The organism is Pseudomonas sp. W15Feb34, from assembly GCF_023127765.1.
GTDB classification, from domain to species: Bacteria; Pseudomonadota; Gammaproteobacteria; order Pseudomonadales; family Pseudomonadaceae; genus Aquipseudomonas; species Aquipseudomonas synxantha_A.
Window position 1 is genome coordinate 25967 of the sequence record NZ_SPKN01000032.1, and the last position, 24595, is coordinate 50561.

24 protein-coding genes and 1 pseudogene are annotated in these 24595 nt (G+C 60.3%); 14 read left to right on the top strand and 11 right to left on the bottom strand.

Annotated features, from left to right (window positions below; genetic code table 11):
* Positions 1 to 255: 255 nt before the first annotated feature.
* From E4O97_RS15845 to E4O97_RS15880, 8 genes are all read left to right on the top strand, one after another.
* Positions 256 to 1233: a cysteine synthase family protein gene (locus tag E4O97_RS15845; protein ID WP_248161688.1), complete on the top strand. Its 978-nt coding sequence runs from the start codon at positions 256 to 258 to the stop codon at positions 1231 to 1233.
* A complete protein-coding gene (locus E4O97_RS15850) occupies positions 1211 to 1771 on the top strand; it encodes a phosphoribosyltransferase family protein (protein WP_005789578.1) in 561 nt (186 codons plus the stop codon). The genes E4O97_RS15845 and E4O97_RS15850 overlap by 23 nt, the downstream gene beginning before the upstream one ends.
* Positions 1772 to 1793: 22 nt before the next feature.
* On the top strand, positions 1794 to 2711 hold the full coding sequence (locus E4O97_RS15855; RefSeq protein ID WP_248090266.1) for a DMT family transporter: 918 nt from the start codon (positions 1794 to 1796) through the stop codon (positions 2709 to 2711).
* Complete coding sequence (locus tag E4O97_RS15860) at positions 2708 to 3955, top strand: ATP-grasp domain-containing protein (protein ID WP_248161689.1); 1248 nt, start codon at positions 2708 to 2710, stop codon at positions 3953 to 3955. Before E4O97_RS15855 ends, E4O97_RS15860 begins: the two co-directional genes overlap by 4 nt.
* 140 nt (positions 3956 to 4095) lie before the next feature.
* Positions 4096 to 4722: a glutathione S-transferase gene (locus E4O97_RS15865; RefSeq protein WP_216091793.1), complete on the top strand. Its 627-nt coding sequence runs from the start codon at positions 4096 to 4098 to the stop codon at positions 4720 to 4722.
* A 16-nt stretch (positions 4723 to 4738) separates the two neighbouring features.
* Positions 4739 to 5659, top strand: a complete 921-nt coding sequence (locus E4O97_RS15870) for a LysR family transcriptional regulator (RefSeq protein ID WP_216091792.1) — start codon at positions 4739 to 4741, stop codon at positions 5657 to 5659.
* Positions 5659 to 6543, top strand: a complete 885-nt coding sequence (locus E4O97_RS15875; RefSeq protein WP_216091791.1) for a LysR family transcriptional regulator — start codon at positions 5659 to 5661, stop codon at positions 6541 to 6543. The genes E4O97_RS15870 and E4O97_RS15875 overlap by 1 nt, the downstream gene beginning before the upstream one ends.
* A gap of 79 nt (positions 6544 to 6622) precedes the next feature.
* Positions 6623 to 7555 carry a pyridoxamine 5'-phosphate oxidase family protein gene (locus E4O97_RS15880; protein WP_248161690.1) on the top strand — a complete coding sequence of 311 codons (933 nt, stop codon included), beginning with the start codon at positions 6623 to 6625 and terminating at the stop codon, positions 7553 to 7555.
* Between the two features lie 191 nt (positions 7556 to 7746).
* On the opposite strand, the gene E4O97_RS15885 is transcribed toward E4O97_RS15880, so the two are convergent.
* Together E4O97_RS15885 and E4O97_RS15890 are read right to left on the bottom strand one after the other, a co-directional pair.
* Positions 7747 to 8022 (bottom strand): DUF6124 family protein, encoded by a 276-nt coding sequence (locus E4O97_RS15885; RefSeq protein WP_078821802.1) that lies wholly within the window; start codon positions 8020 to 8022, stop codon positions 7747 to 7749.
* A 545-nt stretch (positions 8023 to 8567) separates the two neighbouring features.
* The gene (locus E4O97_RS15890; RefSeq protein WP_248161691.1) at positions 8568 to 10055 is read right to left on the bottom strand and encodes an aldehyde dehydrogenase family protein; all 1488 of its coding nucleotides are present in this window, start codon (positions 10053 to 10055) and stop codon (positions 8568 to 8570) included.
* A gap of 236 nt (positions 10056 to 10291) precedes the next feature.
* On the opposite strand from E4O97_RS15890, the gene E4O97_RS15895 reads away from it, so the two are divergent.
* On the top strand, positions 10292 to 11461 hold the full coding sequence (locus tag E4O97_RS15895; RefSeq protein ID WP_248161694.1) for a p-hydroxyphenylacetate 3-hydroxylase oxygenase component: 1170 nt from the start codon (positions 10292 to 10294) through the stop codon (positions 11459 to 11461).
* A 58-nt stretch (positions 11462 to 11519) separates the two neighbouring features.
* A pseudogene (locus E4O97_RS15900) lies at positions 11520 to 11993 on the top strand (flavin reductase family protein); the annotation flags it as partial.
* A 32-nt stretch (positions 11994 to 12025) separates the two neighbouring features.
* Here the strand turns inward: E4O97_RS15900 and E4O97_RS15905 are convergent.
* Positions 12026 to 13348: an alginate export family protein gene (locus E4O97_RS15905; protein WP_248161695.1), complete on the bottom strand. Its 1323-nt coding sequence runs from the start codon at positions 13346 to 13348 to the stop codon at positions 12026 to 12028.
* A 217-nt stretch (positions 13349 to 13565) separates the two neighbouring features.
* Between E4O97_RS15905 and E4O97_RS15910 the strand changes: the two genes are divergently transcribed.
* The 3 genes from E4O97_RS15910 (at position 13566) to feaR (ending at position 16764) form a co-directional block, all read left to right on the top strand.
* Entirely contained in the window at positions 13566 to 15065 is a 1500-nt protein-coding gene (locus tag E4O97_RS15910; RefSeq protein ID WP_122733803.1) for an APC family permease, read from the top strand.
* The gene (locus tag E4O97_RS15915; protein WP_248161696.1) at positions 15028 to 15594 is read left to right on the top strand and encodes a DUF3156 family protein; all 567 of its coding nucleotides are present in this window, start codon (positions 15028 to 15030) and stop codon (positions 15592 to 15594) included. The genes E4O97_RS15910 and E4O97_RS15915 overlap by 38 nt, the downstream gene beginning before the upstream one ends.
* Before the next feature lie 228 nt (positions 15595 to 15822).
* Positions 15823 to 16764, top strand: coding sequence for a transcriptional regulator FeaR (feaR, locus tag E4O97_RS15920; protein WP_216091786.1), 942 nt, complete (start codon positions 15823 to 15825; stop codon positions 16762 to 16764).
* Positions 16765 to 16831: 67 nt separating this feature from the next.
* Here the strand turns inward: feaR and E4O97_RS15925 are convergent, their stop codons facing one another.
* The 5 genes from E4O97_RS15925 to E4O97_RS15945 are packed head-to-tail and all read right to left on the bottom strand — an operon-like array spanning position 16832 to position 20900.
* On the bottom strand, positions 16832 to 17584 hold the full coding sequence (locus tag E4O97_RS15925) for an SDR family oxidoreductase (RefSeq protein ID WP_228308639.1): 753 nt from the start codon (positions 17582 to 17584) through the stop codon (positions 16832 to 16834).
* Complete coding sequence (locus E4O97_RS15930; RefSeq protein ID WP_248161697.1) at positions 17574 to 18377, bottom strand: SDR family oxidoreductase; 804 nt, start codon at positions 18375 to 18377, stop codon at positions 17574 to 17576. Before E4O97_RS15930 ends, E4O97_RS15925 begins: the two co-directional genes overlap by 11 nt.
* Entirely contained in the window at positions 18370 to 19191 is an 822-nt protein-coding gene (locus E4O97_RS15935; RefSeq protein WP_248161698.1) for a molybdenum cofactor biosynthesis F family protein, read from the bottom strand. The genes E4O97_RS15930 and E4O97_RS15935 overlap by 8 nt, the downstream gene beginning before the upstream one ends.
* Positions 19192 to 19202: 11 nt before the next feature.
* Positions 19203 to 19568: a cupin domain-containing protein gene (locus E4O97_RS15940; RefSeq protein ID WP_078821793.1), complete on the bottom strand. Its 366-nt coding sequence runs from the start codon at positions 19566 to 19568 to the stop codon at positions 19203 to 19205.
* Positions 19569 to 19601: 33 nt separating this feature from the next.
* Entirely contained in the window at positions 19602 to 20900 is a 1299-nt protein-coding gene (locus E4O97_RS15945) for an FAD-binding oxidoreductase (protein ID WP_248161699.1), read from the bottom strand.
* 206 nt (positions 20901 to 21106) lie between these two features.
* On the opposite strand from E4O97_RS15945, the gene hpaR reads away from it, so the two are divergent.
* Positions 21107 to 21529: a homoprotocatechuate degradation operon regulator HpaR gene (gene hpaR / locus E4O97_RS15950; RefSeq protein ID WP_078821791.1), complete on the top strand. Its 423-nt coding sequence runs from the start codon at positions 21107 to 21109 to the stop codon at positions 21527 to 21529.
* Positions 21530 to 21653: 124 nt separating this feature from the next.
* On the opposite strand, the gene hpaI is transcribed toward hpaR, so the two are convergent.
* Genes hpaI through E4O97_RS15965 form a run of 3 tightly spaced genes read right to left on the bottom strand, consistent with a single transcriptional unit; the run spans position 21654 to position 24590 of the window.
* Positions 21654 to 22454 (bottom strand): 4-hydroxy-2-oxoheptanedioate aldolase, encoded by an 801-nt coding sequence (gene hpaI, locus E4O97_RS15955; protein WP_248161700.1) that lies wholly within the window; start codon positions 22452 to 22454, stop codon positions 21654 to 21656.
* A 16-nt stretch (positions 22455 to 22470) separates the two neighbouring features.
* Positions 22471 to 23274 carry a 2-oxo-hept-4-ene-1,7-dioate hydratase gene (hpaH, locus tag E4O97_RS15960; protein WP_032880377.1) on the bottom strand — a complete coding sequence of 268 codons (804 nt, stop codon included), beginning with the start codon at positions 23272 to 23274 and terminating at the stop codon, positions 22471 to 22473.
* An 11-nt stretch (positions 23275 to 23285) separates the two neighbouring features.
* Entirely contained in the window at positions 23286 to 24590 is a 1305-nt protein-coding gene (locus E4O97_RS15965; protein WP_248161701.1) for an MFS transporter, read from the bottom strand.
* Positions 24591 to 24595 lie beyond the last annotated feature (5 nt).

Consider the following 24595-nt stretch of genomic DNA (forward strand, 5'->3'; position numbering starts at 1 on the left):
GCCGCACCATTGCGGCCACGGGATTTGGCAGGGCGCACTGCTATTGAAGATGGCGAGTCCCGTACGAAAAGTCTTTTTTGTACGTAATAAATTGCTAGTTATTACGTGGTTTATCTGCTGTTGTCGGGGCGTTCCTACATACATTTCCCTTAATGGATAGGTGGCCAAATGTTTTCTATTACCTATCCGTTCGGCTAGCTATTATTTGTCGAAATGATTTGCTAGCGTTTGAATTCATTGACGAGTCGCTGAGGCATGGAAATGGAGCTGAAAGATATTGGTAATACGCCGCTACTCGAATTGGCAACACTTTCTGTGAATGGAAATAGGGTTTTCTCTAAGTGTGAGTACTTGAATCCATCGGGAAGTCATAAGGATCGCACCTATTTAAATATTATCAATAAATTGGAGAAGGCAGGCGTCCTTAAACCTGGTATGACGCTAATTGACTGTTCTACTGGGAACGGAGGGGCTGCACTCGCTTGGATCGGCAGGTTGAAGGGATACGGCGTAAAGATATTCATGCCTGAAGGTATGACCGAGGAGCGGAAAACACAAATACGTACCTATGGGGCGGATATAGTAGAGACTCCAAAAGAGTCTTTTTTGACGGGAGCAGTTCTCCAAGCAAAAGCGTATCTATCCGAGAACTCATCGGAAGAGTTTTATTATCTGGATCAGTCTAATAGCCTGTTGAATAAAGACAGTTGGCGGTGCTGTGGGAAAGAAATCGTGAAACAGTTGAGTGCACAAAATATCGTGCCGGATTTCTTCGTGTGCTCAATCGGTACGGGCGGCACTTTTTCTGGAATCGCTGAGGTATTGAAGCAAACGTACAGCGGGATTAAAACAATAGCGCTGGAGGTTAGCAACTCTGCGCCTCTGTTTGCGCAAAGAAATAATTTGGCGTTCAATCATCGCTCGCACAATTTGATGGGTTTGGGCGCAGGAGTTTTATCAGCGAATACAGACTCCGGTCTAGTTGATGAAATACGAGTGATTGATGATGTCGACGCTTGGGCTCGGATGAAGCACTTCATCGCGTCAGAAAAAATACCCATTGGACCAACCTGCGGAGCCAATCTACTGATGTGTGACGAGATCGTTCAAGCGCATAAACGCAAGAACATAGTCACGTTATTTTTTGATAGCTCTTGGAAGTATGCGAGTCGCTGGGATGGGTTTTATCCTGAGTACAGTGAGGTGCGCCATGTTGCTGGAAGAAATTTATAAAAAAGCTAAAGTTGTGAGATCTGGAAAATCTCTGACTACGGTCAATGAGTTTACGGATCAGATACCTGCTTTGCGGCCGGAAGTTTTAATTGAGGTCGCGCATAAAATCATCAAAGTCATGGAGCGTGACGTTTCGAAAATTGTCACCGAGGAAGATAAGGGGGCCGCGTTGGCAACCACGGTCTCATTGTTGACGGGTATACCTTTAGCCATGGCCAGGTGGTATTCCTACAGTCTTGGTGGTTTCAATGAGCAAGTGGTCGATATTGACTCCGAATACTACAAGGGACAGTTGTATCTCAACGGCGTCGAAGTTGGCGATCGAGTCATCATCATTGACGATACGCTAAGTTCCGGCGGTGCGGTAATTGCGCTGGTAGACGCTGTGAAAGGGGCGGGTGGTGAAGTGGCAGATGTTGTCTGCGCTGTAGAGAAGGTTGGGAATTTTGGGGTTGAGAATGTAGTAGGTGCGACTGGGATTACCGTTAAAACTATTTTGAAAGTGTTGGTGAGCGAAGATCGAGTAACGGTTGAATGAAAATGCGCGCGCGGGTGGCTAAATGTTGATGCAACGAACCGGGTTAATTATCGGCTTGGTGTTTTGCTTGATCAGTGCGGCATTCGATGTTTATGTTGCGTTGGTCACGCAGTCGATCAGCACGTTGAACGTTATTTTTTATTGTTTTACAACGTCAGCCTGTGTCTTTGGTGTTTGGGCGGTTTATCGAAATCCCAATTCATTGTGGTCAAAGCTCAGAACCCAATGGCGATTGATCGTTATCATCAATCTTGCGGTTCTGTGCAATTGGGGCGGGTTGTTTTACGCACTCCGGTATCTGGAGCCAGCAGTAGTGGGAGTCGCCTCCGTAGCCTGCGGCCCTGCACTCACGTTGATTGTCTCCCTGCTGACCAATCGTAGCGTGAAGGTGGCCGTAGTCGATGCGGTGGTTTCATGGCTGGTGCTCATCTCGGTAGCGATCATGTTGTTCAATTCCCTTGCGGGGGACAGCGGTGTAGTCACCACCACCGCTGTGCAGCGGGTGCTCGGTATCGTTAGCGTATTGACGTGCGCGTTGGGCACGGTCATGTACACGGTTTTTTCTAAAGAGATGTTCGCTCGTCAATGGTCGGTCTACGAGATTTTGGGTGTCAGAAACATCGCGATGGTGGGTGTCTGTGCCGTTGCGATTCCTGCTACAGGAGGCAGCTTTTTACTCGATAGTGGATGGGTTCTGCCTATGGCTATCTTGGTGATAGCCGGACATTTGCTGCCGATTTACCTGATTCAGAAAACCATCTATTACCTCACGCCTATTCACGTTTCCCTGGTATTGCTGACGCTTCCTGTGTTCGTTTTTTTGTTCCAGTACCTGGATTCGAGAGTTGAGTTTTCTGTAGCCAGCCTCTCAGCCGTAACAGTCATCATCTTTTTGCTGTCGTTCAGGTCGTTGCATGCGCTGAAACGGGAGATCGTATGAAAATTGTGATAGTCGATGGGTTCTCATCGGGTAAATTTTTAGCGGAGCAATTGAACGACGATGGCTGCGTGCTGGTGCATGTGGCTTCATCAGCAACACTGGACGGCTATTATTATCAAGGTTTTGATTGCACGCTTTATGAGCAGATGATCGTCAATAGCGATTTTGGAATGACCTTGGCTGAAGTCCAACGCTTCATGCCACAGTTCATCCTCGCGGGTGCAGAAACGGGTGTGCTTCTGGCTGACGAGCTGAATGAGCAACTGCAGCTGCCTTATCGCAATGATTTCGACAAAACTAACGCACGTCGAAACAAGTACGAAATGATCCATTGCATTACCCAGGCGCAGTTGCCGGCCGCAAGGCAGTTCATTACTGATAGTTGGCGTCCTGCACAAGAGTGGATCGATGAACACGGACGTTTTCCTGTGGTCATCAAACCCCTCGAGAGCGCAGGCGCCGATGGGGTGTCTATTTGCGAGGATATGTGCGCGTGCAAAGCTGCTATGGAGCGCCTGTTAGGAACGACCAACAAGCTGAATATACCTAACACGCGGGTCCTGATTCAGGAATACCTGGCGGGACTGGAGTATGTGGTGAACATGGTATCGCTCGACGGGCAACAACTCGTCACTGAAGTCGTCCGTTATCGAAAGCAGCGAACGCCGACCGGCGGCGTACTCTATGACATTGACGAACTGATTGGGCCCGATTCGATGGTTTATCCGATTCTGGTCCAATACACACGAGCAGTGGTGCAGTGCCTGGGGATCCGAAATGGGCCTAGCCATGCGGAGATTATGTTTACTGAAGACGGTCCGAAACTGGTGGAAATTGCTGCCCGCACTGACGGCATTCTTCGGCCTGGGGTTTCAAAGGTAACTACTGGCCTTGGTCAGATCGATGCTGTGGTTTTATCCCTCATGCAGCCTGAGTTATTTGAACAACAACTGGCGAGGAAGATCAATTATCAGCGTCTGCAACATACCTACAATGTTTGCTTGATAAACCGCTCAGAGGGGCGTTTTGAAAAAGATGGGTTCTTGAGGGAGTTACTCAAGCTTGAGTCGTTTTTCGAAGCAGTGTTTTACGTTGAGGACGGCCAGCAGATCGGCGTGACGCAGGATGTTTTCAGTCAGCCGGGCACGGTGTATCTGGTACATGAAGACCCCGCCGTGCTCGAGGCAGATTACCACCAGATTCGCATACTTGAATGGCGGGGGGCTTATCTGGCGGAGAGGTAGCCGTTCGCCATGGATCACCTCATTGTTTCATTCTGTGAAATGCTGGATTGCACAATCTGGTGATTCCATCGCAGGGTTGCCCATAAGAAGATCGCTTCCCTCGACGCGAATACTCGGTCGACAACGATCTGGAGTCTTTCATGCCTGCTATCAAACTGTATGGTTTTCCCTTGTCTGGCCACTCCCACAGAGTCGAGCTGATGTTGTCCCTGTTGGATCTGCCGACTGAATTCATCCTCGTGGACCTCAAACAAGGCGCCCACAAAGCACCTGCGTTCATCGCCAACTTCAACAGCTTCGGACAGGTGCCGGTGATCGACGACGCCGGCACTGTGCTGGCCGACTCCAATGCGATTCTGGTCTACCTTGCCAGTACCTATGGCAAAGGGCAGTGGTTGCCAAGCGACCCCATCGGGCAAGCGCGGGTCCAACGCTGGCTCTCGGCCGCCGCTGGTCAACTCCATGCTGGGCCCGCCACGGCGCGCTTGGCCACAGTGTTTGGCGCCGAGGTGGACACTGTCAGCGCAATCAACCGAGCCTATGCCCTGCTGAACGTGATGGAGCAGCAGCTGGGCGAGAGCCGTTTTTTGGCCAGCGATCAGCCAAGCATTGCCGATATTGCGTTCTATACCTACGTGGCCCATGCGCCGGAAGGCAACGTGTCGCTGGCCGACTACCCTGAGGTGCGTGCCTGGCTTGCCAGCATCGAAGCCTTGCCAGGGTTTGTCGCTATGCCGCGCACGGCGGTGGGGCTGCAATCACAGTAACGATCAAGGGATGCCGATGGACCGATTTCATGAGATGCAGGTATTCCTGGCGGTGGCCGAGGAGGAGGGTTTTGCGGCTGCTGCACGCCGCCTGAAGACCTCGCCACCCAGCGTGACCCGCGCCATTGCCGCTATGGAACAGCGCATCGGTACGCAACTGCTGGCGCGTACCACCCGCAGCCTGCACCTGACCGAAGCCGGCCAGCGTTACCTGGAAGATTGCCGGCGCATCCTTGCCGAGCTGGAGGAGGCTGAGGAAGCGGCCGCAGGCAGTTACTCCATCCCTGGCGGCCAGTTGACGGTGACCGCACCGGTGCTGTTTGGCGAGTTGTATGTGGCGCCTGTGCTGGGGGAGTACCTGGACCAGTTCCCCCTGGTGAACATCAGTGCCTTGCTGGTCGACCGGGTGGTCAATATGGCCGATGAAGGCGTCGATGTAGCGGTGCGTATCGGCCATCTGCACGAACCCGGGCAGCAGGCGGTCAAGGTCGGTGAAGTGCGCCGGGTGGTGTGCGCATCGCCGGCTTATCTGGACCAACATGGGCGCCCGCAGCGGCCTGAGCAATTGCGAGAAGCCAGGATCGTCACCTCATCGTCCAGCCAACTGGTCAGTGAATGGACGTTCGTCGACTCCGGCCAGCCGCTGAAGATAGCCATTGAGCCGCGTCTGAGCGTTACGGCGAACAATGCCGCAATCACCCTGGCGCGCCTGGGCTGGGGCCTGACCCGGGTGCTGTCCTATCAGGTGGCGGCAGCGGTGGCGGCGGGTGAGCTGGAGCTGGTGCTGGAGGCTTTCGAACCGGCGCCGCTGCCGATCCACGTGGTGTTCCAGCAAAACGGCCGCATACCGGCCAAGGTCAATACCTTTGTGGATTTCTTAAGCCATCACCTCGGGCAGGACCCGGCCCTGAACCCGGCGACGAAGCGGCGCACCTGATGGAGCGCTTTCGCGATATGCAGCTGTTTGCGGCGCTGGCCGGGCAACCCAGCCTGGCCTCAGCGGCACGCCGTGCCCAGGTCTCCGGCCCGACCCTGGTACGTGCGGTTGCGCGCCTGGAGGCACGCCTGCGGGTGGTGTTGCTGCAGCGCAGCACACGCGGGGTCAACCTCACCGATGCAGGCCAGGCTTATCTTGCCGACTGTGTACGCCTGCTGGCAGCGGTGGATGCGGCCGAAGCCTCGGCCAACGGCGCCCATGTGCACGCCCAGGGCAACCTGCGGATATGCCTGCCGTTGTTGTTCAGTCGCTATGTCATGGCGCCATTGCTGGCCGGCTACATGGATCGCTACCCGGCGGTGCGTGTCATTGCTAACTACCACGACTATTACCCCAACCTGCACGAAGAGGGCTTTGACGTGGCAGTGTGGGTGGGTGAGCTGCCCAACTCGTCGCTGATTGCACGGCAGGTCGGCCAGGTGCGCACCCTGCTGTGCGCCAGCCCCACGTATTTGGCGGCCAAAGGCGAGCCCCGGCATCCGGCCGACCTCAAGCAACATCATCTGATTGCCAGCGCTGAAGCGGTGCACTGGGGATTCCCCTACTACACCCTCAAGGCCCGCGCACGCCTCAGTTGCGCCACGGTGCAAGGCGCGATCAACGCGGCGGTGCAGGGCGCGGGGGTGATTCGTTGCCTCAGTTATCCGGTTCATGATCACCTCATAAATGGCCAACTGCGTCGTGTCTTGCCGGCCTTTGAACTGCCGCCTCTGCCGGTGCATGTGATCTACCGCGAAGGCCGCCATGCGCCGATGCGCGTGCGCAGTTTTGTCGACTACTGCGTCACCGCGTTGCGCGAACATCCGGCATTTCAGCTGGCGTAATAGTGGATTGCCTGGGATGGGCATTCTCTGCAGGGTTGGGTAGGCGCAGCATTCGGTTACCCAACCAGAGGTGATCGCCATGAACTCGATCGAACAATCCCCTTGGCATGTCGGCGAACGGCAATTGCAGGAAAGTGCAGGCGTCGCCGAACGCATGGCCATGATCGGGCCGAAGGTCATTCGTGATTATTTGCCCGAGCAGCATCGTGATTTTTATCCGTTGTTGCCTTACCTCATTCTGGGTGTGGTGGACGAACAGGGTATCCCCTGGGCGACCATGCTGGAGGGCGCGCCAGGGTTTGCCCATTCACCGGATCCACAGGCGCTGCAAATCGACAGCCTGCCCGCCAGAAGCGACCCGGCCTGGGCTGGCATCACTCGTGGCGCGTCCGTTGGCCTGCTGGGCATCGACCTCGGCACCCGGCGTCGCAACCGCATGAACGGTCGGATCGGAGCGCTGGATCATGACGGCTTTGCGGTGAACGTGGTGCACACCTTCGGCAACTGCCCCAAGTACATCCAACTGCGGCCTGTCGCTGGGATTGCGCGCAAACCTGGCGATACAGCGGAGCGCAGCACCAGCCTGGACGCCGCCGCCCAAACGCTGATCCGCAACGCCGACACCTTCTTTGTCGCCAGCTACGTGGACCAGCACGGCGAACGCTCGGTGGATGTTTCCCATCGCGGCGGCAACATGGGGTTTGTGCGGGTGGAAGGCAACGTGCTGACCATCCCCGATTTTGCCGGCAACCTGTTTTTCAACACCCTCGGCAACCTGCACGCCAACCCGGTAGCGGGGTTGTTGTTTGTCGATTTTGAAACCGGCGACGTGCTGCAAGTGGCGGGGCGTACATCGTTGATTCTCAGCGGGCCGCCAGTGGCCGAGTTCGAGGGCGCGCAACGCTTGTGGACGGTGACGGTGGAGCACGTGGTCCGCCGTCCGGCAGCATTGGCACTGCGCTGGCAGTTCGCAGAGTTTTCACCGCACAGCCTAGCAATGGGCACCTGGTAGCCTGGCACGCTCTCCCTGGCACAACTACCTCACTGATGCAGTGAGATCAAATGTGGGAGGGGCGGTGCGACGATTCGACTTGCCCCCGATGAGGTAGTGTCAGTAGACACATTTGTGACTGACCCACCGCCATCGGGAGCAAGCCCCCTCCCACAGAGAACATCATTGCCTGTTGGGTTTGCGTTTGTTCATCAGGCCACCGGGCATTCCCGGTTCAGCGCTTCATCGACCAGCAACTGCGCAATCTCAATCATCTGCACCACCGCCAGCACATGCTTGCGGCTCTGGCCGTCAAGCTGTTCGGCACAGTCATAGGCACAGACAGTCGCTGACTCCAGCATTTCGCTGGCATTGCTCAGGGCGGCTTCAGTGCTGAGTCCGGGGCGGACGGTGAAAATGACATCGGGAGGTAGTTGTGGGTTGTCATCCGAGGGGGATGGCGGGGGATTGGGTGTGACTTTTTTCATGGCGAAGCTCCTATGAATGAGCACCTCCATTTCGCTACCACACGAAGTAAGGAGGCGACTGTACACGGGGTGGTAGACCGGTCATAGAAACCCGGCAGGCCGAAGCCTCCCATGCACAGCCGCCACAAAGCAGCCCGCACAAAAAAACGCCCTTGAGCGTTTTGGGGTCTATGAAAGAACTGGGCTACCACACCCGTTCGCTGATTTTGCAGCGACCCGCGAAGGTTAGCGGCGACACTCATCGGACGCAACCCGAAGTTTGTGTAAGAGCGGTCTGATGAACTCACTCTTTGGATCAACGTCAGCGGGTGGTCGTTGCCGCAAGGTTGATCGAGATGGAGGCGCAGGCGCTGGGGGCTGAAAACGACAGCTATCTCACTGACGCAATGCGATCCAAGTGTGGGAGGGGGCTTGCTCCCGATGAGGCCGTGTCAGTCAATACATCTGTGACTGACCCACCGCCATCGGGGCAAGCCCCCTCCCACATGGGGTCGGTGTACACCAAACCAGATGTACACCAAACCAGATGTGCACTGCCCCCCCAATCAATACCGAATCATCACCGACTTAAGTTCGGTGTAATCCTCAATAAATGCACTGCCAAACTCCCGCCCGACCCCCGAAGACCGGCACCCACCAAACGGCACCGCCGGGTCGAGCAAGGTGTGCATGTTCACCCACAAGGTGCCTGCCTTGATGGCCGGGATCATGCGCAGGGCCTTGCCCAAATCGTTGGTCCACAGGCTGGCGCTCAGCCCATAGGGCCCGTGGTTCATAAGCGCCAGCAGTTCGTCTTCGTCATCGTAGGGCAGGAAGGTGGCGATGGGGCCGAAGGTTTCTTCGTTGAGCAGGGTGTCGTGCAGGTGGTTGGCGAGGATCACCGTGGGTTCGACGTAGCAACCAGGCCGGTCGATAAGGTGGCCGCCGTGGATGATCGTGTTGTTTTCGGCGCGGGCCTGGTTGAAGTAGCCGAGCAGTTTGTGCTGGTGCTGCTGGTGCGTGACCGGGCCGAATTCGGTGTGTTCGTCCAGCGGTGAGCCGATGTTCAGGCGGCCGAGGCGCGTCTTGAGTTTTTCCAGCACGGCGTCGATTTGCGAGCGGTGCACGAAAAAGCGTTCGGCCGCCGCGCAGATTTGCCCCGAGTGCAAAAAGCCCGCTTCGATGATGCCGTCCACTGCCTTGTCCACGTCCATATCGGGTAGGAAGCCGGCGGCATTCTTGCCACCCAGTTCCAGGGTTGCACGGGTGTGGCCGGCGCCCATGGCGCTGCGGCCGACGGCGATGCCGGTGGGCACTGAGCCGGTGAATGAAACCTTGTGCGTGCCGGGGTGTTCCACCAGCCCCTTGCCGACATGGCCGCCGCCGGTCAGCACATTGAGCACACCCGCCGGCAGTCCGGCGTCGATGGCCAGTTCAGCGATGCGCAGCAGGGTCAGAGGCGTGAATTCGCTGGGCTTGATGATGATGCTGCAGCCGGTCACCAGCGCCGAGGCGAGTTTCCAAATGGCGATCATGGTCGAGAAATTCCACGGCACGATCCCAACCACCACGCCCACCGGCTCGCGCAGGGTAAAGGCGGTGTAGCGCTCGCCATTGAATGAAGGCAGGGATGGGGTCAGGGTCTGGCCGCTGAGCTTGGTGGCCCAGCCGGCGTAATAACGCAGGAAATGCGCGGCCTGATCGACCTCGAAAGCGCGGGATATCTGGATGATCTTGCCCGACTGGCACGTTTCGATCTGCGCCAGTTCTTCACGGTGCTGTTCCAGCAGATCGGCCAATTTGAGTAGCACGTTGCCGCGTATGGCGGGCGCGGCCTGGGACCATCGCTGGAAACCACGGTTGGCGCAAGCGACCGCGGCGTCGATATCCGCCAGGTCTGCGTCGGCCACTTCGGCGATCACCTGGCCGGTGGCAGGGTTGATGACGTTCAGGGTTTGATCGGCGTGGCTGCGCACGCTGACACCGTCGATAAACAGCCCATGGCGGCGACGCAAAAAGGCTTCGACTTGAGGCAGCAACGGGATATCGCTCATGGCAGGTTCCTGGCAATTCACAAAAGAAAACCCGAGGGTAACCAACGCACCAATAAGCGGCTTGACTGTGCCTGCCAGGTTTTATGCCTGTGCCTGCCGCGCCTGTGAAAAGTACAAGCTTGCCTGCCGAACGTGCATTTCCCGCCAGCACGGCCCGTTCGATACTGGCCCTACATCCAGCGCCGTTCCGCAATCCGGAACGCCTGTCGGACTTCCAATAATAAGCAGGGCCGTCCATGAAAAAGCCAAACCCGCTCCTTGAAGACCTCAAACCCCTTTTGCCGGCCATTGCCGCGAATGCCAGCCGTGCAGAGCAACTGCGCCAGGTACCGGATGAAAATATCGCCCTGCTCAAAAGCATCGGCCTGCACCGTGCCTTTCAGCCCAAGGCCTTCGGCGGCCTGGAGCTGACGCTGCCCGAGTTCGGCGACTGCATCGCCTTGCTCGCCGGTAGTTGCGCCAGTACCGCCTGGGCGATGAGCTTGTTGTGTACTCACAGCCACCAACTGGCGCTGTTCTCGACCCAGTTGCAGCAGGAAATCTGGGGTGCCAACCCGGATGCCACGGCCAGCAGCAGTATTGCGCCGTTCGGTCGGGTGACCGAGGGCGAGGGCGGGGTGTACTTCAGCGGTGAGATGGGCTGGAGCAGCGGCTGTGACCATGGCGAGTGGGCGATTGTCGGCTGCCGTCGCCAGAACGCCGAAGGCACCCAGGATTACTGCTTTGCTGTGTTACCGCGCAGTGACTATCAGATTCGCGACGACTGGTTTGCGGCCGGCATGAAAGGCAGCGGCACCAAGACCCTGATCATCGACAACGCCTGGGTGCCCGAACACCGTATCCAGAAGGCCAAGGACATGATGGAGGGCAAGTCCGCAGGCTTTGGCCTCTACCCCGACAGCCAGATTTTCTACGCGCCGTATCGGCCATATTTTGCCAGTGGCTTCTCCACCGTCAGCCTCGGTGTGGCCGAGCGTATGCTTGAGGTGTTTCGCGAAAAAACCAGGACGCGGGTGCGCGCCTACACCGGTGCCGCCGTCGGCGCAGCCACCCCGGCGTTGATGCGCCTGGCCGAGTCCACCCACCAGGTCGCCGCCGCCCGAGCGTTCCTGGAAAAAACCTGGCAGGAACACGCCGAACACAGCGCCGCCCACCGTTATCCCACGCGGGAAACCCTGGCGTTCTGGCGCACCAATCAGGGTTACGCCACCAAGATGTGCATCGACGCAGTAGACCGCCTGTTCGCCGCTGCGGGCGGGAATGCCTGGTTCGAGCACAACGAGATGCAGCGCCTGTTCCGCGATTCCCATATGACAGGCGCCCATGCCTATACCGACTACGACGTGTGCGCGCAGATCCTCGGCCGTGAGCTGATGGGTCTGGAACCCGACCCGAGCATGGTGTAGCCGCGCCTATCACCCATAACAATAAGGGCGGCCACTCGCGGCCACCCGGGAGTCTTGCATGTCTGACGTTTTCGACCCACGGGCCTTTCGCCGCGCCCTCGGCAACTTCGCCACCGGTGTGACGGTGGTCACTGCCGCCACCGCTTCCGGGCACAAGGTCGGCGTGACCGCCAACAGTTTCAACTCGGTGTCCCTCGACCCGCCGCTGGTGCTGTGGAGCATCGACAAGCGCTCCAACAGCCATGCAGTGTTCGAGGAGGCCAGTCATTTTGCGGTGAATGTGCTGGCGGCGGACCAGGTGCACCTGTCCAACAACTTTGCGCGCCCCCGTGAAGACCGCTTCGCCCTCATCGAGTACGAGCCGGGTGAGGGCGGCTCGCCAGTGTTCGCCGATTGCTCGGCGCGCTTTCACTGCGAGAAGTACCAGCAGATCGATGGCGGCGATCACTGGATCATGATCGGCAAGGTGGTGGCGTTCGATGACTTCGGCCGTGCGCCGTTGCTCTACCACCAGGGCGCCTACGCCGAGGTCCGGGCGCTGCCTCCCTGCGCGCCCGAGGTGGTTCAGAACGGCACGGCCACCACCAGCTGACTGTAGACATTGGTGCCGTTGCCGCCGACCTGGTTACCGCCGGTGTCGGCCGCTTTATCGGGTTTGTACAGGCCCAGCAGCGGCGTGATGATCAGGTGCTCGTTCACGGCCCATTCGGCGTACAGGTCCAGTTCGCGGCCATCCAGGTTCAACTGGCCGCGGGTGCTGACGGTGTTGTAGTCAAAGAACAGTGCGCCGAGGGTGATGTTGCCCAGCGGCTTGACCTTGAGCGCTATGTGCTGCACCGCCGTGTTGCTGTTGAATGGGCCTGAATAGTTGCCCGCCACTTCGCCCTGCACCCAGGTGCCGTAGCCACGGTTGAAGCCTGAGAACATGCCATCCCAGTTTTTCGAATAACGTGCGTAGCGGTAGGTCAGGTCCGGTGACCAGGGCAGGTGGGCAAAGGTGTAGCCGGCTTCGACGTAACCGGCGTTTTGCTGGCTGTCACGCCTGTCCTGGCGGGCCAGTTCGAAAGCCAAGTGCGCGTTGTCGATACCTGCATTGCCGGCGCCGCGCAGGCTATAGAGGTTCATGCCTTTGCGCTGGCGCTGCAGGTCGGTGGCGAAGCGCTCGTCCACATCGATGCCGTGAATGTAAGTCAGCCCCAGGGTGCCCGGCGCGGCGCTGTACTCCAGGGTGCCGGCGGCCATTTCGGTGAGGGCCTGGGCGCGGTTGTCGGATTTGATCCACATCAGGCTGCCATGCACGCCGTCCTTGCCACCCAGGCGAATCACCGCAGTCTTGTCGAAGGCATGGCGCGCGGCAATGTAGTAGGCGCCGCCGCGATTGAACTCGCCGTTGCCTACGCCATTGCCGAGGTTGGGGCCGTCGTCGTTGATGATGAAGCCGTCGCCCAACATGATGATCTGGCGGCCAAACGACAGGTCTACCCCATCCTTGCCCAGCGCCGGGAACAGCTCGCCGGAGCGCCAGCCGGCGAACGCTTCGTCAAACTTGGTGGTGCGCTCGGTGCCGTTGGTCAACCCCGACGCATCGCCGTCGCCCCAGGTGCCGGAACTCACCAGGTTCGCCGTGCCGTATACGCCGCCCAGGTTGCCCAGGCTCTGCTCGACGCTCAGGCCGTACTTGATGAACCCCTCGCGCCAGGTGGAGCCGCCGCTGCGGCCATCGTAGTTCTTCGGGCTGTTGAACAGGCCGTAGACGGCAAGGAAGTTGCCGGTGAGCTGGGTGTCGGTATCGGCATACAACTCGATGGCCTGGGCCTGGCCGACCAGCAGTGCAATGCCGAGGCCGACCGCCTGGCGCAGGCGGCGGTTTTTCAGTGTGTGCTCCATTATTATTGTCCCCATCTTGGTTAAGAGTGAGGGCGCATTAGGGCGAGCGGTCGCAGGCCAAGTCTTTCATATGCGTGCCAGGCAGTTGACCCTGGCCGCCAGGCGATACGCCGTGGCAGGCAGCAACAAAACCTTCGGCAGACAGGGGCAAGACGATCGAGCCAGGTGGGGCGCAGAGTGCCGACACACTAAAAAAACCGCTTTCGAGGACCCCACCATGTCGATCAACGACCGACTCACCGCGCACCTAAACCGGGGCACGGTAGGTTTCCCCACCGCGTTGGCCAGCACCATCGGGCTGATCATGGCAAGCCCGGTGATCCTCACCGCCACCATGGGTTTTGGCATTGGTGGCAGCGCCTTTGCCCTGGCGATGCTGATCGCCGTGGTGATGATGCTGGCCCAGGCGACCACCTTCGCCGAGGCCGCCTCGATACTGCCCACCACGGGCTCGGTGTACGACTACATCAACTGCGGCATGGGCCGGTTCTTTGCGATTACCGGCACTTTGTCGGCGTATCTGATCGTGCATGTGTTCGCCGGTACCGCCGAAACCATCCTCGCCGGGGTCATGGCCCTGGTGAACTTCGAACACCTCAATACCCTGGCAGAATCGGCCGGCGGCTCGTGGCTGCTGGGCGTGGGGTTCGTGCTGGTGTTCGGGGTGCTGAATGCCTTTGGGGTCAGCGCGTTTGGCCGGGCAGAGATTATCCTCACGTTCGGCATGTGGACCACCCTGATGGTGTTCGGCGTGCTGGGCCTGATCGCCGCGCCGGCGGTGCAGTTGGATGGCTGGTTCGGGGAATCACTGGTGGGCACCGACCTGGTCACCGTGCTGTCGCTGGTGGGCATGGCGATGTTCATGTTCGTCGGCTGCGAGTTCGTCACCCCGCTGGCACCTGACCTGCGCCAATCGGCCAAGGTCATGCCACGGGCGATGATGCTCGGGCTGATGGGCGTGGCGACATGCATGTTCATCTATGGCGCCGCGATGAAACGCCAGGTGGAAAACGTGGTGCTCGACGCCGCCTCCGGCGTGCACCTGTTGGATACACCCATGGCCATCCCACGGTTCGCCGAGCAGGTGATGGGGCAGATCGGGCCGCTGTGGCTGGGCATTGGCTTCCTGTTTGCCGGCGCTGCAACCATCAATACCCTGATGGCTGGCGTACCGCGCATCCTCTATGGCATGGCGGTGGATGGCGCGTTACCGAAGGTGTTCACCTACCTGCACCCGCGCTTCAAGACACCGCTGCTGTGCATCCTGGTGGCCATGCTGATCCCGTGCCTGCATGCGCTGTACCTGGGCGGCAACACCGACAACATCATGCACCTGGTGCTGGCGGCGGTGTGCGCGTGGAGTTTTGCTTACCTGTTGGTGACGCTGTCGGTGGTGATCCTGCGCATTCGCCGTCCGGATTTGCCCAGGGCCTATCGCTCGCCGTGGTTCCCGCTGCCGCAGATCGTCTCCAGCATCGGCATCCTGCTGGGCATGTGGTTTATCACCCCGCCAGGCATGAACCCGGCCGACATTTATGTGCCGTTTGGGGTGATGCTCGGCGTGACCGCCACCTATGCGTTGTTCTGGACCCTGGTGGTGCAGAAGGTCAACCCCTTCAAGCCAGCCTGCGTTGAGGAGGTGTTGGCCAAGGAATTCAGCCACGAACCGGGGCCTGCCCATGACGGTTATAACGACTTTGCGGCAAAAACTGTATGAGCTGTTCAGCGCAGACCGTGCACCGAGCGGTTATCGACCTGGGGTGACCCTGGCGCGCTTACGGCGTGATCTAGGCCTGGCGACGCTTGAAGTGGACGGTGTGAGCTTCGAGATTGTCGAGCGCACCGAGTCGCAGTTGTTGATGCACCTGGTGCTGACCGAGTGCGTCCTGCGCGTACCTGCTTCAGCGAGTGGCGCTGGCAGCTTCGAGGTGCACCATGGCGGCGCTATTCGGCGCAACGGTATCCGCGTGCGCCGGCGCTCCGGCAGCCAGGCTCTGGCGTGTGAGCTACAGTCGCGTTTGCTGGCCGACAGCGGGTTGTTCCAGGCGCTGATGCCGCTGGATTTCAAGCGCCTGCGCATTGATCTCAAGGACCGGCAATGGTGTGTGCGCCTGGAGCATATGGGCGGCAGTGAGGTGGTCAACCGGATGCCTGCGTTTCGGCGTTACATTGCGTTGGGCACCGAGCAACGCAGGTATCTATTGGCAGCCATAGGTGGGTTGCAGCGGGTGATGTCTGGCCTGTGAAACCAATGACGCACCTCTGTGGGAGGGGGCTTGCTCCCGATAGCGGCGGGTCATCCAATGAATGTGTTGGCTGGCCCACCGCTATCGGGAGCAAGCCCCCTCCCACATACCGTTTGGCATCATTAGTGCTTCTGCAAAGGGCAAACAGGTTGTTGTTGCGTGCATATAGATAACATGTTAACTATTGCATCAGAACAACAAAAAGAACGCCACTGCGGAGACACCCCCATGAGCATCCCACAGCATGCACCCGACGGGCTCGACAGCTGGAACCGCGAACTGCGCGCCGCGTGCGGCCACTTCGACACCGAACTGGCCTTCAACCGTTCGCTGTTTATTGGCGAGATCCACAACTTGCCCCGTGGCCTGGCCATCCTGCGCACCAATGCCGGGCTGATCAAACGCCCGACGCACCACGCCGATCACGACAATGACCAGGAGTGCTTCCTGGTCAGCCAGCGCAGCGGCTATTCGCAGATCACCCAGAACGAGCAGACCGTGCAGCTGGCCCCCGGCGAGATGCTGTTGATGGACTCGGTGGGCTCGATCGAAATCACCCCCTTTGGTTTGATCGAACATGCCTCGCTGTCGTTGTCGCGCACCGAGGTGTGCAAGCACCTGGGCGGCCAGGCGCGGGCGTTCGGCAAGATCTCCTCGACCAAAGCCTGTGGGCGTATGTTGCATGTGCTGATGGATCAACTGTGCAAGGACGACACTGACGACGACGCCACGCAAGTGGACGCGCTGCAGGCGGCCTTTGTGTCGCTGCTGGGCTCGGCGCTGGAGCAGGGTGATGAGTGCCGCGAGGGCGTTGCTGCGTTGCAGGGCAATAATCTGCGCAGCTATGTGCAAAAGGTCATTGATGAGTCATTGGGCCAGCCTGGCCTGAGCCCGATTGGCCTGGCCAATCGCCTGAATATCTCGGTGCGGCACCTGTACCGTTTGTTCGAGGAGCAGGACGACAGCGTCTGCCGCTACATCCAGCGGGCGCGGCTCAAGCGCAGTGCGGACGACTTGACCAACCCCTTCCTGCGTAGCGAGTCGATCACCTCGATTGCCTACAAGTGGGGCTTTACCGACTCGGCGCACTTCAGCCGGTCGTTCAAGAAGCAGTTCGAGGTGTCGCCCAAGGATTTTCGCTCCAGCCGGTTGCAGGCGGTGGGGGCATAAACAGGTCCTTCAGGCTGCAGGAGATCCAATGTGGGAGGGAGCAAGCCCCCTCCCACATGGGTCCCCGTTATTCGGGCAGGGTGGAGCCACCATCGACCACCAATGTCTGCCCGGTGATATAGCCAGCCAGGTCAGAAGCCAGAAACAGCATGGCGCCGGCAATATCCGCAGCCGCGCCCAAACGCCCCAGTGGCACACGGCTGGCGATGCTCTCATTCAGCGCGGCATCGCCCAGGTTGCTCATCGCCGGCGTGGCGATCATGCCCGGTTCCACGCCATTGACCCGCACATTCAACGGCGCCAGTTCCAGCGCCGCGTTGCGGATAAACCCATTCACCCCAGCCTTTGACGCCGCATAGTGGCTCAGCCCCGGATAACCCACCCGATTGCCGGTGACCGAAGACGTCACCAGCACGCAACCCCGGCCTTGCGCGCGAAACATCGGTAACGCCGCCTGGGTCAGCCAGAACAGCGCCGAAAGGTTTACCGCCAAGGTGCGTTGCAAGATCGCCGGGGTGATGTCGGCAAAGGCTGTCAGAGGGAAATACCCGGCGTTGTGCACCACAATATCCAGCTGCGCCAACCCTTGAACGCAGGCGAATACCGCCTCGGCTTGCGCCAGGTCAACGCCCACGGCCTCGACCTGATAGCCCTGCGCGCACAACCCAGCGGCCACCCTTTCAGCTTGTTCCAGCAGGCGATCAGCAATCACCACCCGCGCACCGCGTTCGGCAAAGGCCTGGACGATACCCAGGCCAATCCCTTGGGCGCCGCCGGTGACCAGCACGACTTGGTCGCTGAAATCCAGGTCATTGGGCATGGGCAGGCTCCAGGCGCGTAAACGCCAGCGTCGGCACGTCGACGATGCTGGACCCACCGTCCGTCACCAACGTAGCCCCGGTAATGATCGATGCGTCGTCGCTGGCCAGGAAGCGGCATACCTTGGCGATCTCTTCGGCCCGGGCGGCGCGGCGCAGCGGCACATCGGCACACACGCGCTCGTACGCTTGCTGCAAGGTGTCGCCGTACGCCTCCATCAACGGCTGCATCTCGGCATCGGCCATCGGCGTGTGCACCCAGCCCGGGCACACCGCGTTCACGCGCACGCCGTGGGGGCCGTAGTCCCGTGCCAGCGAGCGATTGAGCCCGAGTAACGCATGTTTGGCCGTGGTGTAGCCGCACACCTCGGGCCCCGCCGCGAGCGAGGCGATGGAGCCGATCAGCACGACACTGCCGGCGCTTTCCTGCAACAGCGGCAGGCAGGCGCGGGCACTGTAGAACGCGCTGTCCAGGTTACTGCGCAGCGCCGCTTCCCACGTAGACGGGCTGGTCTGGGTCGCGCTGCCCAGGCCATGACCGCCGGCACACGCCAGCAGTACATCGATACGCCCGTAGTGGGCGTGAATCTCGCGGATAAAGCCCTCCCAGGTGTCGGGGCAGGCGGCATCGCCCACCAGGATCAGGCCGCCGCTGGCCTGCGCCGCCTGTTCCAGTGGCTCGCGGCGCCGGCCGATCAGTACCAGCCGTGCGCCTTCCTGCGCGTACAGCCGGGCACAGGCGGCGCCGATGCCGGTGCCGGCCCCGGTGATCACTACCGTGCGCGGCTCAGTCACGGGGGTACTCCGTGCGGTTGAGCACCTGGCAATAGGAACTGATCGGGAAGTTCGACAGCGCGTCGAAGGATGCCCCCGCGTAGCCGAAGATCTTGCCGTCGCTGCGGTGTTGTTGCAGGTCGATCAGCACCAGGCCGAGGGTGGGCACGATCTTCTCCTGCCAGACGAACAGGTACAGCTGCTCGGCGATCTTGTAGTAATGGCAGCGGTCGGTGTCGCACAAGCCTTTCTCCACACCCTCAAGGCATTGCCAGGCATAGAACCGCGGGTTGAGGTAGATGTGCTCGTAGACCTCGCTGGGGCTGTAGCGGTAGTGGTTGCGCAGGCCCACCAGTTCCTCGGTGGGGGCGTGCAGGCAATGGCCCTCCTGCCACGGCCGGTCGATGCTGCCGTGGAGGAACTCGGCGTGCACCGAGGTCAGCGGTTTGCCGGCCAGGGCGCGGTGGTAAAGACCTTCGTGGGTCTCTGCCGGCTCCGGCATACGGCCAATCACCGCGGTAAAGGAGGCAGTTGGCGTGTCCAGCACCAGGCTGATCGACCAGCTTTGCCCGGCCTCGTGCTTGATGAAGTCCACCAGGTACAGGCCCGGGCGAATCGAGCTGGCGCGGTAGGCTGCACTGCCGCTGGAGTGTCCGTCGGCGGCGTGCCAGGCCAGGCGCTCCTGTTCGAAGCGATGCTCGATCTGCCAGCCATTGGCAAAGTGCAGAGTGAAGGTCTGGCCCGCCAGGTCGGCGAGGTTCGGCAGGATGAACGCTTCGGGTGCAAAACCGTCGGCCAGGGCGCCCACGGTGATCCAGTCAGAAGAAGTGCTCATGGCAAGGCTCCTTACACGACGGCGAAGTAGTGTTTGACGAAACTCTCGCTGACCACTTCCCACAGCACCGGCGTGCCCTTGGTCACAAACCAGCTGTCACCGGCCTTGTAGCGGGTGGACTGGCCGGTGGACTCATCGGTGAGTATCACCTCGCCGGTGACCACCGTGGCTTGTTCGGCGAACGGGTAGACCATGCGGAATTTGCCCTGGGTGGTGCCGAAGTAAGCGCTGCTGACCGCATCGGTAGGTGCGCCGAATGTCATCTTGCCGAAGGCGCGCACCTCGCCTTCAAGGATCTGTGAGCCGAGGTCGGCCACGGTGCCCCAGGCATCGAGTTCCGACAGCTGGACGTTATGTTTGACGGTGGTGAGGGTCATGGCAGTGGTTCCTGATGAGTGAAAAAAAGCGAATCAACGACGCCCGTTCCAGTAGCCGGACAATTGGTGCCAGGATTTGCCCGCCGTCAGCAGCAGAGGGCGAATTGCTTCCTTGCCGATGATGGTCGGGCGGCGGATCGAGCTGACCAGGTCATAGCGCGCCGAGCCTTCGCTCATGCCTTCGGCCAGGACCTTGCAGATGATGTGGCTGGGGGTGACGCCAAAGCCTGAATAGCCCTGCACGAAAAACGCATTGCTGCGCCCCGGCAAGGTGCCGATCTGCGGGAACAGATTCGGGCTGCACGCCATCGGGCCGCCCCAGGCCAGGTCGATTTTCACGTCCTTGAGGTAGGGGAAAATCTTCAGCATCAGGTGGCGGTTCCAGGCTTTCAGGTCGCCGGGAATATGCTCGACCAAAGGCGTCGCGGCGCCGAACAGCAGGCGGTTTTCATTGGTTACGCGGTAGTAGTCGATCACCGGGCGGATATCGCTGTAGGCGCCACGGATCGGGCTGATGCGCTGGATCAAATCTTCGGACAACGGCTCGGTCATCATCTGGAACGCGTAGGTGTTGATGGTCGAGCGGTGCAGTTCCGGTTCGAGCTTGTTGAGAAAGCTGTCACAGGCCCACAGCAACTTGCCGGCGCGTACCGAACCGCGCCCGGTGCGCACGGTGATGCGTTCGCCGTAGCTGACCTCCAGGGCCGGGCTGTTCTCAAAAATCCTTACCCCATGGCCGGCCAGCGCGGTGGCCTCGCCCAGCAGCAGGTTCAGCGAGTGCACATGCCCGCCGCCCATGTGCAGCAGCGCACTGGTGTAGGCGTTGGAACCGATGATCTGCTGCACATCCGAGCCGCCGAGAAAGCGGATTTCATGCTGGCTGTTGACCGACTTGAAGTCCTTCTCCCAGGCGCGCAGAGTTTTTTCCTGGCGGGCGTTGAAGCCCATATAGCCGTAGCCGTGGCAGAAATCGGCATCGATGTTGTACTTGGCGATGCGGTTCTTGATGATGTCGGCGCCCAGGTCGCTGATCTCGAACACCTGGCGCAGCCCGTCTTCGCCCACGTCCTTCTTGATCTTCTCCAGGTCATGGCCGATGCCCGCCATGATCTGCCCGCCGTTGCGGCCGGTGCCGCCAAAGCCCAGGTACCGCGCTTCAAGCACCACGATATTGGTGATGCCTTTTTCCGCCAGTTCCAGCGCGGTGTTGATCCCGGAAAAGCCGCCACCGATCACCACGACGTCCGCGTCGATGTCTTGCTCCAGGGTGGGGAAGCTGAGGTTGTATTTCTTGGTGGCGGTGTAATACGTAGGGGTTTCGATGTTGATCATGGCGCAGCCTGAAAAAGTGAAGGAAGGCGCTAAAGCGGATGCCTCCATTAGGGCCCCTGACGGGCTGGAAGTCTTGATCCTGCGTGCCCGGTTTTTTGATTCAGCGCGCCACGGGCGAGGGCACACACAAGTTATAGCGCGCTCGCTGGCGGGGAATGTTAGAGTTTCGTTAAATTATTAACTAAATACTTCGTGACCCTGATCCTATGTCCAAACCTCGACAATCCCTGACCCTGGCCTTGCTGCAAGCGCGTGAGGCCGCGATGAGTTTTTTCCGCCCGTCCCTGAATGAACACGGCCTGACCGAACAGCAATGGCGCATCATCCGCATCCTCGAACAGCACGGTGAGCTGGAGATTTACCAACTGGCGGAACTGGCGTGCATCCTCAAGCCGAGCATGACCGGCGTGCTGGTGCGCATGGAAGCCGCCGGCATGGTGCACCGACGCAAGGCCGAACAGGACCAGCGCCGGGTGCTCATTACCCTGGCGGACAAGGGCAAGGCGAGTTTCGCGTCCATGAGCCAGTGCATGGAGGCCAACTACCAGCGCTTGCAGGATCAGCTTGGCGAAGAGAAATTCCAGACCTTGCTGGGGTTGTTGGATGACTTGAAGAACATCAAGCGCTGAACTAATGACTGAACCACCGCCGGTCAACTGTGGGAGCTGGCTTGCCTGCGATAGCGTCGGGTCAGCTGGCTTATTTGTCGCTGATACACCGCTATCGCAGGCAAGCCAGCTCCCACATTGGATCTCAGTAGACACCACCGGTATTGGCAGCCACCGGTACGTCTTTGAACTTCCCGGCCAGGCTTTGCAACCCGCGCATCAACACGGTGGTATCCACTCCCACCGCCACGAACGTTGCGCCCAGTTCGATATAGCGCCGCGCCAGGCGTTCATCCGCACTGAGAATCCCTGCCGCCTTGCCCGCTCGAACAATGCGCACGATGGCGTCCTCTATCGCCGCCTGCACTTCAGGATGCCCGGGGTTACCGCGATGCCCCATGGCCGCACTCAAGTCCGCCGGGCCGATGAACACACCGTCCACGCCTTCGACGGCGGTGATAGCGTCCAGATTGGCCAGGCCCTCGCGGTTTTCAATCTGCACCAGCAGGCACATCTGCGCGTCGGCCTGGTCGAGGTAGTCGGTGATGCTGTTCCAGCGCGAAGCACGGGCCAGGGCACTGCCGACGCCGCGAATACCCTGGGGCGGGTAGTGCAGGGCGCGCACCAGTTCTTGGGCCTGGGCAGCGCTTTCGACCATGGGCACCAGCAGCGTCTGCGCGCCGATATCGAGCAGTTGCTTGATCAATGCCGTGTCGCCGACCACCGGGCGAATCAGCGCCTGGCTGGGGTAGGGCGCGATGGCCTGCAATTGCGCAAGCATCCCCTGCAGGTGGTTGGGCGCATGTTCGCCGTCGATCAACAGCCAGTCGAAACCGGCATTGGCGGCCAACTCGGCGCTATAGGCATTGGCGAGGCCAAGCCATAGGCCGATCTGCACCTCGCCGTTGTGAAGGCGTTGTTTGAAGCGGTTGACAGGCATGTCCATGACAATCCTCCAGTGTTCAGACGAAGCGACAGGCGATCGAACCGAGCAGGTCGTAGTCGACGTGGAAGGTATCCCCGGGGCGGGCGGCCACCGGACGGGTAAACGAGCCGCCGAGAATCACCTGGCCCGGCAGTAAGGTGACGTCATGCGCCGCCAGCTTGTTGGCCAGCCACGCCACGCCCTTGGCCGGGTGGTTGAGCACTGCCGCCGAGACGCCGGATTCTTCGATCACGCCATTGCGATACAGCACCGCCGGCACTTTGCGCAGGTCGATCTCGGTGGGGCGCACAGCCCGGCCACCGAGTACCACGCCGGCATTGGCGGCGTTGTCGGAGATGGTGTCGAACACCTTGCGGGTGGCGTTGGTCTGTGGGTCGACCTGTTGGATGCGTGCGTCGATGATTTCCAGCGCCGGGATCACCCATTCGGTCGCGTCGAGCACATCGAACACCGTGCAGTTGGGGCCCTTGAGCGGCTTGCCAAGGATGAACGCCAGTTCCACTTCCACACGCGGCACGATGAAGCGTTCGAAGGGAATATCACTGCCTTCGTCGAAAAACATGTCATCGAGCAGGGCGCCGTAGTCGGGCTCGGTGATGTTCGAAGAAACCTGCATGGCTCGTGAAGTGAGGCCGATCTTGTGGCCCTTGAGCGTGCGCCCGTTCTTGATCTTTTGCGCAACCCATTCGCGCTGGATGGCGTAGGCATCCTCGAGGGTGATGCCGGGGTAGTCGAGGGAAAACTGACGCACCTGTTCGCGGCTGCGTTCGGCGCGGTCCAGGTGGGCGGCGGCCGCGAGGATTTGCTGGGAGTCGAGCATGGCAACGGTCTCTAGTGTGGGTTGACGATGGCGGCCTGAGTGCGCAGCACCAGCAGGCCACCGAGGGCGATAAACAGGGCGAGTACGTACAGGGCCAGGCTGGCGCTCTGGGTGGCGTCGCGCATCCAGCCGATCAGGTAGGGCGCGAGGAACGCGGCGATGCTGCCGAACGAGCTGATCATGGCGATGCCCGCCGCCTGGGTGGTGTTGGAAAGAAACGCCGGCGGCAGTTGCCAGAACATCGGCAGCGCCGCGCTGGCGCCCATGCCGGCGACCACCAACCCGCTCATCACCAGCAGCGCATTGCCGGGCGCCAGGCCCGCGACGGCAATGCCGACAGCGGCCATCAGCAGGGGCACGCATAAATGCCAGCGACGCTCGCGCTGGCGATCGGACGAGCGCCCGCAGCCGAGCATGAAGAAGCAGCCGGCCAGGTAGGGCACGGCGCTGAGCAAGCCGACCTGACTGTCGCGGCCGATGCCGGCGCCGTGGATCAGGGTCGGCATCCAGAACGCCAGGGTGTTGACCGCCAGCATCACCGCAAAGTACACGGCCACCAGCAGCCACACTTGCGGGTCCCGCAGGATGCCGCTGAACGAGGTGATGGTCTTGCGCTGTTCTTCGTTGCTCAACTGGGTGCGCAGTTGCTGTTTTTGCTCGGTGCTCAACCAGTGCACCACTTCGAAACTGTCCGGCAAGCATTTGAGTACCACCAGCCCCAGCAGCACCACGGGGGCACCTTCGATCAGGAACATCCATTGCCAGCCGCGCAGGCTGCCCACGTCGTGGAAGTTCTCCAGGATCGCCCCGGAAATCGGCCCGCCCAACACCCCGGCCATGGGCACGGCAATGGCAAACAAGGCAGTGACCTGGGCACGTCGCCGCGCCGGGTACCAGCGGTTGAGAAACACCAGAATCCCCGGGAAAAATCCGGCTTCGGCCACCCCCAGCAAAAAGCGCAGCACGTAGAAGCCCCTAGCACTTTCCACCCACAACATGCCGGTGGAGAGCAGGCCCCACACCACCATCAGGCAGGCGATCCAGCGCCGTGGTCCGACCCGGTCCAGGGCCATGTTGCTGGGCACGCCAAACAGCGCGTAGGCAATGAAAAACAGCCCGGCGCCAAAGCCGTACACCGTGTCGCTGAACTGCAGGTCGTGGCTCATCTGCATCTTGGCGAAGCCGATGTTGATACGGTCCAGGTGGGCGAACAGGTAACACACCAGCAACAAGGGCATCAGGCGCCAGGTCACCAAACGATGGGTGCGGTCGTGCTCGGCAAGCCGCAGGCTTGCAGTGGAGTGGGCTGTGCTCATGATGT

Excerpts from the sequence above, each read along its gene's own strand:
- E4O97_RS15915 (WP_248161696.1), top strand. The coding sequence starts at position 15,028 with ATGACGGTTATAACGACTTTGCGGCAAAAACTGTATGAGCTGTTCAGC.
- E4O97_RS15855 (WP_248090266.1), top strand. The coding sequence starts at position 1,794 with ATGTTGATGCAACGAACCGGGTTAATTATCGGCTTGGTGTTTTGCTTG.
- E4O97_RS15905 (WP_248161695.1), bottom strand. The coding sequence starts at position 13,348 with ATGGAGCACACACTGAAAAACCGCCGCCTGCGCCAGGCGGTCGGCCTC.
- E4O97_RS15860 (WP_248161689.1), top strand. The coding sequence starts at position 2,708 with ATGAAAATTGTGATAGTCGATGGGTTCTCATCGGGTAAATTTTTAGCG.
- E4O97_RS15870 (WP_216091792.1), top strand. The coding sequence starts at position 4,739 with ATGGACCGATTTCATGAGATGCAGGTATTCCTGGCGGTGGCCGAGGAG.
- feaR (WP_216091786.1), top strand. The coding sequence starts at position 15,823 with ATGAGCATCCCACAGCATGCACCCGACGGGCTCGACAGCTGGAACCGC.
- E4O97_RS15965 (WP_248161701.1), bottom strand. The coding sequence starts at position 24,590 with ATGAGCACAGCCCACTCCACTGCAAGCCTGCGGCTTGCCGAGCACGAC.
- E4O97_RS15850 (WP_005789578.1), top strand. The coding sequence starts at position 1,211 with ATGTTGCTGGAAGAAATTTATAAAAAAGCTAAAGTTGTGAGATCTGGA.
- E4O97_RS15875 (WP_216091791.1), top strand. The coding sequence starts at position 5,659 with ATGGAGCGCTTTCGCGATATGCAGCTGTTTGCGGCGCTGGCCGGGCAA.
- E4O97_RS15880 (WP_248161690.1), top strand. The coding sequence starts at position 6,623 with ATGAACTCGATCGAACAATCCCCTTGGCATGTCGGCGAACGGCAATTG.
- hpaH (WP_032880377.1), bottom strand. The coding sequence starts at position 23,274 with ATGCTCGACTCCCAGCAAATCCTCGCGGCCGCCGCCCACCTGGACCGC.
- hpaR (WP_078821791.1), top strand. The coding sequence starts at position 21,107 with ATGTCCAAACCTCGACAATCCCTGACCCTGGCCTTGCTGCAAGCGCGT.
- hpaI (WP_248161700.1), bottom strand. The coding sequence starts at position 22,454 with ATGGACATGCCTGTCAACCGCTTCAAACAACGCCTTCACAACGGCGAG.
- E4O97_RS15865 (WP_216091793.1), top strand. The coding sequence starts at position 4,096 with ATGCCTGCTATCAAACTGTATGGTTTTCCCTTGTCTGGCCACTCCCAC.
- E4O97_RS15845 (WP_248161688.1), top strand. The coding sequence starts at position 256 with ATGGAAATGGAGCTGAAAGATATTGGTAATACGCCGCTACTCGAATTG.
- E4O97_RS15935 (WP_248161698.1), bottom strand. The coding sequence starts at position 19,191 with ATGAGCACTTCTTCTGACTGGATCACCGTGGGCGCCCTGGCCGACGGT.
- E4O97_RS15945 (WP_248161699.1), bottom strand. The coding sequence starts at position 20,900 with ATGATCAACATCGAAACCCCTACGTATTACACCGCCACCAAGAAATAC.
- E4O97_RS15885 (WP_078821802.1), bottom strand. The coding sequence starts at position 8,022 with ATGAAAAAAGTCACACCCAATCCCCCGCCATCCCCCTCGGATGACAAC.
- E4O97_RS15925 (WP_228308639.1), bottom strand. The coding sequence starts at position 17,584 with ATGCCCAATGACCTGGATTTCAGCGACCAAGTCGTGCTGGTCACCGGC.
- E4O97_RS15890 (WP_248161691.1), bottom strand. The coding sequence starts at position 10,055 with ATGAGCGATATCCCGTTGCTGCCTCAAGTCGAAGCCTTTTTGCGTCGC.
- E4O97_RS15895 (WP_248161694.1), top strand. The coding sequence starts at position 10,292 with ATGAAAAAGCCAAACCCGCTCCTTGAAGACCTCAAACCCCTTTTGCCG.
- E4O97_RS15910 (WP_122733803.1), top strand. The coding sequence starts at position 13,566 with ATGTCGATCAACGACCGACTCACCGCGCACCTAAACCGGGGCACGGTA.
- E4O97_RS15940 (WP_078821793.1), bottom strand. The coding sequence starts at position 19,568 with ATGACCCTCACCACCGTCAAACATAACGTCCAGCTGTCGGAACTCGAT.